5 protein-coding genes and 2 rRNA genes are annotated in these 7,970 nt (G+C 52.2%); all 7 read left to right on the top strand.

All coding sequences use genetic code 11. The features are described 5' to 3' along the window. Nucleotides 1-72: 72 nt before the first annotated feature. The 7 genes from rrf (at nt 73) to CB4_RS16400 (ending at nt 7,957) form a co-directional block, all read left to right on the top strand. Nucleotides 73-189, top strand: a 5S ribosomal RNA gene (gene rrf, locus CB4_RS16430). A gap of 121 nt (nt 190-310) precedes the next feature. Then, nucleotides 311-3,249, top strand: a 23S ribosomal RNA gene (locus tag CB4_RS16425). 263 nt (nt 3,250-3,512) lie between these two features. After that, on the top strand, nt 3,513-4,883 hold the full coding sequence (locus CB4_RS16420; RefSeq protein ID WP_096466851.1) for an MATE family efflux transporter: 1,371 nt from the start codon (nt 3,513-3,515) through the stop codon (nt 4,881-4,883). Between the two features lie 43 nt (nt 4,884-4,926). Further along, nucleotides 4,927-5,307, top strand: a complete 381-nt coding sequence (locus CB4_RS16415) for a rhodanese-like domain-containing protein (RefSeq protein WP_096466850.1) — start codon at nt 4,927-4,929, stop codon at nt 5,305-5,307. Nucleotides 5,308-5,379: 72 nt separating this feature from the next. Next, the gene (gene steA, locus CB4_RS16410; protein WP_146226562.1) at nt 5,380-6,462 is read left to right on the top strand and encodes a putative cytokinetic ring protein SteA; all 1,083 of its coding nucleotides are present in this window, start codon (nt 5,380-5,382) and stop codon (nt 6,460-6,462) included. Then, a complete protein-coding gene (locus CB4_RS16405) occupies nt 6,459-7,142 on the top strand; it encodes a glycosyltransferase family 2 protein (RefSeq protein WP_096466848.1) in 684 nt (227 codons plus the stop codon). The genes steA and CB4_RS16405 overlap by 4 nt, the downstream gene beginning before the upstream one ends. Next, nucleotides 7,061-7,957, top strand: coding sequence for a hypothetical protein (locus tag CB4_RS16400; protein WP_110546206.1), 897 nt, complete (start codon nt 7,061-7,063; stop codon nt 7,955-7,957). The genes CB4_RS16405 and CB4_RS16400 overlap by 82 nt, the downstream gene beginning before the upstream one ends. Nucleotides 7,958-7,970 lie beyond the last annotated feature (13 nt).

The following is a 7,970-nucleotide window of genomic DNA, read 5'->3' as shown; positions in this document are numbered from 1 at the left end:
TAGCAATAGTGGAGGTTCCACTAAAGGCGCGGACGTCCTGTCCGCAACGTGGAACGACCAACATCCTGTTAGTCTGGTAACGATGGCAAAAGGGTCACACCTGTTCCCATCCCGAACACAGAAGTTAAGTCTTTTAGCGCCGAGGGTACTTGGGGGGCAACTCCCTGGGAGAGTAGGACGTTGCCGGGCCGGTAGTGGTTACACACACTGCTGCATATAAAAGTTGTACCTTGAAAACTGAATGAGAGAAGAAACAAACGCATTTAGGAAAATCCAAACGATAATCCTTTTTGGTGATAACCTAATTTGAGGTTAAGCTACAAAGGGCGCACGGTGGATGCCTTGGCGCTAGGAGCCGATGAAGGACGTGGCGAACGACGAAATGCTTCGGGGAGCTGTAAGCGAGCTTTGATCCGAAGATGTCCGAATGGGGAAACCCACTATCCGTAATGGGGTAGTACTCCTGTCTGAATACATAGGACAGGGAGAGGCAGACCAGGGGAACTGAAACATCTAAGTACCCTGAGGAATAGAAAACAATAGTGATTCCGTCAGTAGCGGCGAGCGAACGCGGAACAGCCCAAACCAGAAGGTTCGCCTTCTGGGGTTGTAGGGCGTCTCACATAGGAGTTACAAAGGACAGTCATAGATGAAGCGGTCTGGAAAGGCCCGTCACAGAAGGTAACAACCCTGTAGTCGAAATGACTGTCTCTCCGAGACGTACCCTGAGTAGGGCGGGACACGTGAAACCCCGTCTGAATCCGGGAGGACCATCTCCCAAGGCTAAATACTACCTAGCGACCGATAGTGAACCAGTACCGTGAGGGAAAGGTGAAAAGCACCCCGGGAGGGGAGTGAAAGAGAACCTGAAACCGTGTGCCTACAACTAGTCGGAGCACTTTATATGTGTGACGGCGTGCCTTTTGTAGAATGAACCGGCGAGTTACGATTACGTGCGAGGTTAAGGCGGATAGGCCGGAGCCGCAGCGAAAGCGAGTCTGAATAGGGCGAATGAGTACGTAGTCGTAGACCCGAAACCGTGTGATCTACCCATGTCCAGGGTGAAGGTGCGGTAACACGCACTGGAGGCCCGAACCCACGCACGTTGAAAAGTGCGGGGATGAGGTGTGGGTAGCGGAGAAATTCCAATCGAACTCGGAGATAGCTGGTTCTCCCCGAAATAGCTTTAGGGCTAGCCTCGGATGCCTGTACTGGAGGTAGAGCACTGATTGGACGCGGGCCCCTCGCGGGGTACCAAATTCAGTCAAACTCCGAATGCCAGATACAGTCGGTCCGGGAGTCAGACTGCGAGTGCTAAGATCCGTAGTCAAAAGGGAAACAGCCCAGATCACCAGCTAAGGTCCCTAAATCTACGCTAAGTGGGAAACGATGTGGAGTTGCCCAGACAACCAGGATGTTGGCTTAGAAGCAGCCACCATTTAAAGAGTGCGTAATAGCTCACTGGTCGAGTGACTCTGCGCGGAAAATGTAACGGGGCTAAGCGTAGTACCGAAGCTGTGGATTGACACCGTTGGTGTCAGTGGTAGGGGAGCGTTCCTGCAGCGGTGAAGTCAGACCGGAAGGACTGGTGGAGCGGCAGGAAGTGAGAATGCCGGTGTAAGTAGCGAAAAGAAAGGTGAGAATCCTTTCCGCCGAAAGCCTAAGGGTTCCTGAGGAAGGCTCGTCCTCTCAGGGTTAGTCGGGACCTAAGCCGAGGCTGAAAAGCGTAGGCGATGGACAACAGGTTGAAATTCCTGTACTACCTCCACTCCGTTTGAGCAACGGGGGGACGCAGGAGGGTAGGGTGAGCAGACTGCTGGTTATGTCTGTCCAAGCAGTGAGGCGTGTGTATAGGCAAATCCGTACACTGTAACGCCAGGCTGTGATGGCGAGCGAATTATAGTAGCGAAGTCCCTGATCTCACACTGCCAAGAAAAGCCTCTAGCGAGGAGTGAGGTACCCGTACCGCAAACCGACACAGGTAGGCGAGGAGAGAATCCTAAGGCGCGCGAGAAAACTCTTGCTAAGGAACTCGGCAAAATGACCCCGTAACTTCGGGAGAAGGGGTGCCCCGGTAGCGTGTCAAAGCGCGAGGGGGCCGCAGTGAAAAGGCCCAAGCGACTGTTTAGCAAAAACACAGGTCTCTGCGAAGCCGCAAGGCGAAGTATAGGGGCTGACGCCTGCCCGGTGCTGGAAGGTTAAGGGGAAAGGTTAGCCGTAAGGCGAAGCTTTGAACCGAAGCCCCAGTAAACGGCGGCCGTAACTATAACGGTCCTAAGGTAGCGAAATTCCTTGTCGGGTAAGTTCCGACCCGCACGAAAGGCGTAACGACTTGGGCACTGTCTCGGCAAGAGACTCGGTGAAATCATACTACCTGTGAAGATGCAGGTTACCCGCGACAAGACGGAAAGACCCCATGGAGCTTTACTGCAGCCTGATATTGAATGCTGGTATTGTTTGTACAGGATAGGTGGGAGCCGTTGAAGCCGGACCGTCAGGTTCGGGGGAGGCGTCCTTGGGATACCACCCTGACAATGCTGGCCTTCTCACTTGCATCCCTTACCGGGATGAAGGACCGTGTCAGGCGGGCAGTTTGACTGGGGCGGTCGCCTCCTAAAAGGTAACGGAGGCGCCCAAAGGTTCCCTCAGAATGGTTGGAAATCATTCGCAGAGTGTAAAGGCACAAGGGAGCTTGACTGCGAGACCTACAAGTCGAGCAGGGACGAAAGTCGGGCTTAGTGATCCGGTGGTTCCGCATGGAAGGGCCATCGCTCAACGGATAAAAGCTACCCTGGGGATAACAGGCTTATCTCCCCCAAGAGTCCACATCGACGGGGAGGTTTGGCACCTCGATGTCGGCTCATCGCATCCTGGAGCTGAAGTAGGTTCCAAGGGTTGGGCTGTTCGCCCATTAAAGCGGTACGCGAGCTGGGTTCAGAACGTCGTGAGACAGTTCGGTCCCTATCTGTCGTGGGCGCAGGAAATTTGAGAGGAGCTGTCCTTAGTACGAGAGGACCGGGATGGACGCACCGCTGGTGCACCAGTTGTTCCGCCAGGAGCACAGCTGGGTAGCTATGTGCGGACGGGATAAGCGCTGAAAGCATCTAAGCGTGAAGCCCCCCTCAAGATGAGATTTCCCACAGCATAAGCTGGTAAGACCCCTTATAGATGATGAGGTAGATAGGTTCGAGGTGGAAGTGCAGCAATGTGCGGAGCTGACGAATACTAATCGGTCGAGGGCTTAACCTAATACAATGCGATTTTTCTTCTCCATTCAGTTTTGAAGGTATAAGGCGAGTTCGAGTCTTACCTGCGGCATCATAACAAGCGTACGAAAATAACGTAGCCCTGTGTTCTCCATTGGATTGAGAGCACAGGGCTACGTTTGTATCTCTTCGCTACTTTCACCACCAAAGTTACTCGATTCTACAGAAAGCACAAGTATATGTCAGCTATGCTATAATGAAATCTTGCTATTCATTCTTATTGAAACGGTGGAGACTTTAAAAACAATGAAACAAACGCATTCCACACAAGAGCGATTGCGCCAGTTTGTTATTCTTTTGCTTCCGATTCTTGTGACACAGCTTGGTATTTTTTCGATGAGTTTTTTTGATACAGTGATGTCGGGTCACGCCAGTGCGAATGACCTTGCCGGTGTAGCGATTGGGGTTAATCTCTGGATGCCGCTTTTTACCGGAATTAATGGGGTATTGCTCGCTATAACACCTATTGTCGCTCATCTGTTAGGAGGAGGGCGTAAAGAAAATGTGGCGTCGACGGTTATGCAGGGCGTATATTTGTCGATTGTCATTGCCGTACTTGTCATTATAGCTGGGATGTTTGCGGTTACTCCGTTACTTGATGCGATGAAGCTTGAGCCTGTGGTACATGATATTGCCAGACGGTATTTAATTGGGCTTTCGTTCGGGATTCTCCCGCTTTTAGTGTATACGGTGTTGCGTTCGTTTATGGATGCGCTTGGGCAGGCACGCATTACGATGTTGATTACACTTGTGTCGCTTCCGATTAATGTGGTGCTGAATTATGTGCTGATTTATGGCAAGTTTGGTTTCCCTCGCATGGGTGGTGTGGGGACGGGCTATGCAACGGCGGTTACACAGTGGGTAATTTTTTTGCTTGCGTTGTACGTTGTCCGGCGGCTGCCTCAGTTTGCAACATACGAGGTGGGGAAGAGGTTGTATCGTGTATCCGTGTCGGCCTGGGTGGAGCAGCTGAAGCTCGGGTTGCCCATTGGCTTTGCGATTTTTTTTGAAGTAAGTATTTTCTCGGCGGTGACGTTGCTTATGAGCCGCTTCGGTACAGTCGCAATCGCCGCGCATCAGGTGGCGATTAATTTTGCGTCCTTTTTATATATGGTACCTATGAGTATTGCGTCGGCACTTACGATCGTGGTTGGATTCGAGGTGGGGGCGAAGCGCTATCGGGATGCGCGTTCTTATAGTCGCTTAGGACTGGCCTTTGCGGTTGGTATGGCATTCGTCTGCGCGCTCGGTATCTGGCTGTTTAATCGGCAGGTCGCAGCGCTATATACGAAAGACACTGCTGTATTCATGCTCGCCCAACAGTTCTTGATGTATGCGATTTTTTTTCAGCTATCGGATGCGTTGGCTACGCCTATCCAGGGGGTGCTACGTGGTTACAAGGATGTTACTGTGCCATCTGTCATTGCCTTCGCCGCGTACTGGGTTATTGGCTTGCCGCTGGGCTATGGGCTGGCGAATTATACAGATCTGCAGGCGTTTGGCTACTGGGTCGGACTCATTGTTGGACTGACATGCGGGGCTTCTTGTTTCTTGCTTCGGCTTCGTTTCATTCAACAGCGGGAGGCGACACGTATTGCATCAAATGAAAACGTATAGTACGATACCTTTATAGGTATTTTGGAAAAGGAGAGACAGAGATATGGATTGGTTAAGCTTAGCGTTGCTTGTACTTTTGCTTGGCTTTTTCGTCTTCCGGATGCTGCCGCCGCGTGGTGTTAAAAAAATCACGGCAGACGAATTAAGCGAAGCTCTGAAAAACCCGAAAGGCAAGCAGTTCATCGATGTGCGTGAGACGGACGAATACCGTCAGGGTCATATTCAGCACGCCCGCAATATACCGCTCATGCAGGTGAAAACAGCGGTCGGAGGCATTCAAAAAGACAAGGACACATACCTGATCTGCGAGACCGGGGTGCGCAGCGCACAGGCAGCTCGTATTCTCAAGAAGCATGGGGTACAGAATTTATACAATCTGTCAGGTGGTATGAAGCGCTGGACAGGAAAAGTTGTAAAAAAATAATTGATTGTACCAATGAGTCGCGATATGCGGCTCATTTTTTTTGTACAGTTACGCATACTAGGAAAAAAGGAGATGATCCGTATGCTGTCCCGCCTGATGCGGCACAAATATACCGCTCACGGTCCGGTTCGGTGCGGAAGTGTAACCAAGCGTATGGTGCCGCACATTCAGCCGGGCGATATTGCGGTCATTGCCCATGCCGGAATTGATGAACTGGCGGCCCGAAGTTTAATTGAACGCAAGGTGCGTGCGGTCGTCAACTGCGAGCCCTCTCTTGGCACTGTGCATGCCGGAGACGGTGCGCGTCTGCTGATTGAACAGGGAATCCCGCTGTATGATTGTCTGGAACAGCCCGACTTGTATCGCTCTCTGGTGAGCGGGGAACACGTTGTGATTGAAGATTGCCGTCTGTTCCGTCACAGAGAGCGTACATTACTTGCCCGCTTGCTTCCTGTAACACGTGAACAGTGGCATGCAGTTCAATATGATGCTGTAAGACAGGTTCATGAACGCATGACGCGCTTCGTAGACAATACGCTTTGGTATGCCGCCCGTGAAAAACAGGAGCTGTTGCACCCGCTCCCGACTCTTCCGCTTCGTACACCGCTTGCTGGCCGGCATGCGGTTATTGTTGTGCGCGGGCGTACCTACCGGGAAGATCTGCGCGCGCTTGTTCCATATATTCGCACGTGCCGTCCAGCACTGATTGGGGTCGATGGCGGTGCAGATGCGTTGCTGGCAGAAGGGTTCCGACCAGATATAGTGTTTGGAGATATGGATAGTGTAAGCGACAAGGCGCTTAGGGCTGCCACAGATCGAATCGTCCATGCGTATGTGGATGGACGGGCTCCTGGTACCGCCCGCATTCATGAACTCGGGCTTACGGCACATGTGCTCCCATCATTCGGAACGAGTGAGGACGCAGCGCTTTTGTATGCATATGAACAGCAGGCCTCTTTGCTGGTGGCGGTTGGCACACATGCAAGTATGGCAGACTGCCTTGCAAAAGGGCGGGAAGGTATGGGAAGTACGTGGCTTGTACGAATGAAGATCGGGGATCGATTGCTTGACGCCAAAGGGATCAGTCGTATTTATCCAGCACAAGCCTGTAGTCTGACTTTGCCGAGCTGGTTGGTGAATTGGAGACGCTTATGAAGAGAGAAATTACGATTATTGTTCCGGCCTACAATGAAGCGGCTTATATCGGGCATACGCTTCAGGCGCTGCGTGATATTCCGGCGCTTTCAGGGTCCCGGCTGATTGTGGTGGATGACGGCAGTACAGACCGTACAGCTCTTATTGCGGATGCATATGCGGATACGGTAATCCGGCTTAGGGAAAACAAAGGCAAAGGACAGGCGTTACGCTGTGGAATTGCAGCAGCAGATAAAAGTGAGGTGTATTTGTTTATTGATGCGGATACGGGTGGTACGGCTGTTTATGCGGCGAAGCTTCTTGCTCACTTTGAAAATAGCTGCGCTGATATGATTATAGGCCGTCTCCCCAGGCCGCGTCGGGGCGGGTTTGGCCTGGTTAAGTGGCTGGCCTGCCGGGAGATTCACCGGATGACCGGACGGCATATTGTTCAGCCTTTATCCGGGCAGCGTGCACTTTCTCATCGCGCCATCGAAGCTGTGCGTGACTGGAATTGCGGATTTGGCATCGAAGTGGCTATGACCATCGATGTACTGCGCGCCGGGCTTGTTGTTGAGGAGCTGCCACTTCCGTTCTGTCACCGAGAACTCGGAAAAACATGGTCCGGTTTCTGGCATCGAGGTCGGCAGTATGCGGCTGTCCGGCGTATTTTACAATCGAAGCGAGTAAAGGCGCGGTGAAGATGTGGGAGATCGTGGTGGCTGCAGGATGGGGCTGGCTATGGGGAGTGGTTGCCATGATAGCCGTCCGGTTTTTGTTTAGAATACGTGGGTGGACAGCATTGAATTACCGAAGAGAGAGCATTCCGCTCGGGTACGGATTGTTGTTTGTGCCTTTGTTTTTGATGGAAGCGGTATGGATTGCGGTGGCACAGCAAACCGTCGAACTTGCGGTTGGTATGCTGGCAAGCGCGGGTATGGGACTGGCTGGCTGGTTTGATGATCGTTTTGGAACAGATGGCCCTAAAGGGTTACGGGGCCACGTTTTGGCTCTACAGCATGGGGTTGTCACAACGGGAATGATCAAGGTATTGGCTGCATTTTGCCTGGCATTGCTGGCTGCTAGTGTACGTCCTGTCTCTTTGTTAGAGATGGCAGCTGATGTCCTGCTCATTATGCTGTCAACGAATCTAATTAATTTATTGGATCTTCGTCCGGGGCGAGCGTTGAAAGGAAGTGGGCTGTTATTGATAATAGCTGCGACGGCTGGTACGCTTCCGTTAGATGGAGTGCTCGTATGGGCCTGTGTACTGGGGTGTATGGTCGCGGCGGCTCGAGACGATCTGCGCGGGCGGGTGATGCTTGGCGATACGGGTGCCAATGCACTCGGTTTTCTAGGAGGCGTACTCTGCATCCATAGTCTAGGGGTATCTGTGAAGATTGGGCTGCTCGTACTGTTCGGCGCTCTGCATCTGTATGCAGAGCGATCGTCGATTACGGCTTATATTGAAAAAAGCCGGCTATTACGTCGGCTGGATGAATGGGGACGAGGCTGAGGCAGCCTCTAAA

Source organism: Aneurinibacillus soli (assembly GCF_002355375.1).
Lineage (GTDB): Bacteria > Bacillota > Bacilli > Aneurinibacillales > Aneurinibacillaceae > Aneurinibacillus > Aneurinibacillus soli.
Note: the sequence above shows the minus strand (reverse complement) of the source record. Positions and strands in the feature narration are given on the sequence as shown.

What these genes read in the sequence shown, in the direction of transcription:
- CB4_RS16400 (WP_110546206.1), top strand. Translation starts at nt 7,061, where the DNA reads ATGGTCCGGTTTCTGGCATCGAGGTCGGCAGTATGCGGCTGTCCGGCG.
- CB4_RS16420 (WP_096466851.1), top strand. Translation starts at nt 3,513, where the DNA reads ATGAAACAAACGCATTCCACACAAGAGCGATTGCGCCAGTTTGTTATT.
- steA (WP_146226562.1), top strand. Translation starts at nt 5,380, where the DNA reads ATGATCCGTATGCTGTCCCGCCTGATGCGGCACAAATATACCGCTCAC.
- CB4_RS16405 (WP_096466848.1), top strand. Translation starts at nt 6,459, where the DNA reads ATGAAGAGAGAAATTACGATTATTGTTCCGGCCTACAATGAAGCGGCT.
- CB4_RS16415 (WP_096466850.1), top strand. Translation starts at nt 4,927, where the DNA reads ATGGATTGGTTAAGCTTAGCGTTGCTTGTACTTTTGCTTGGCTTTTTC.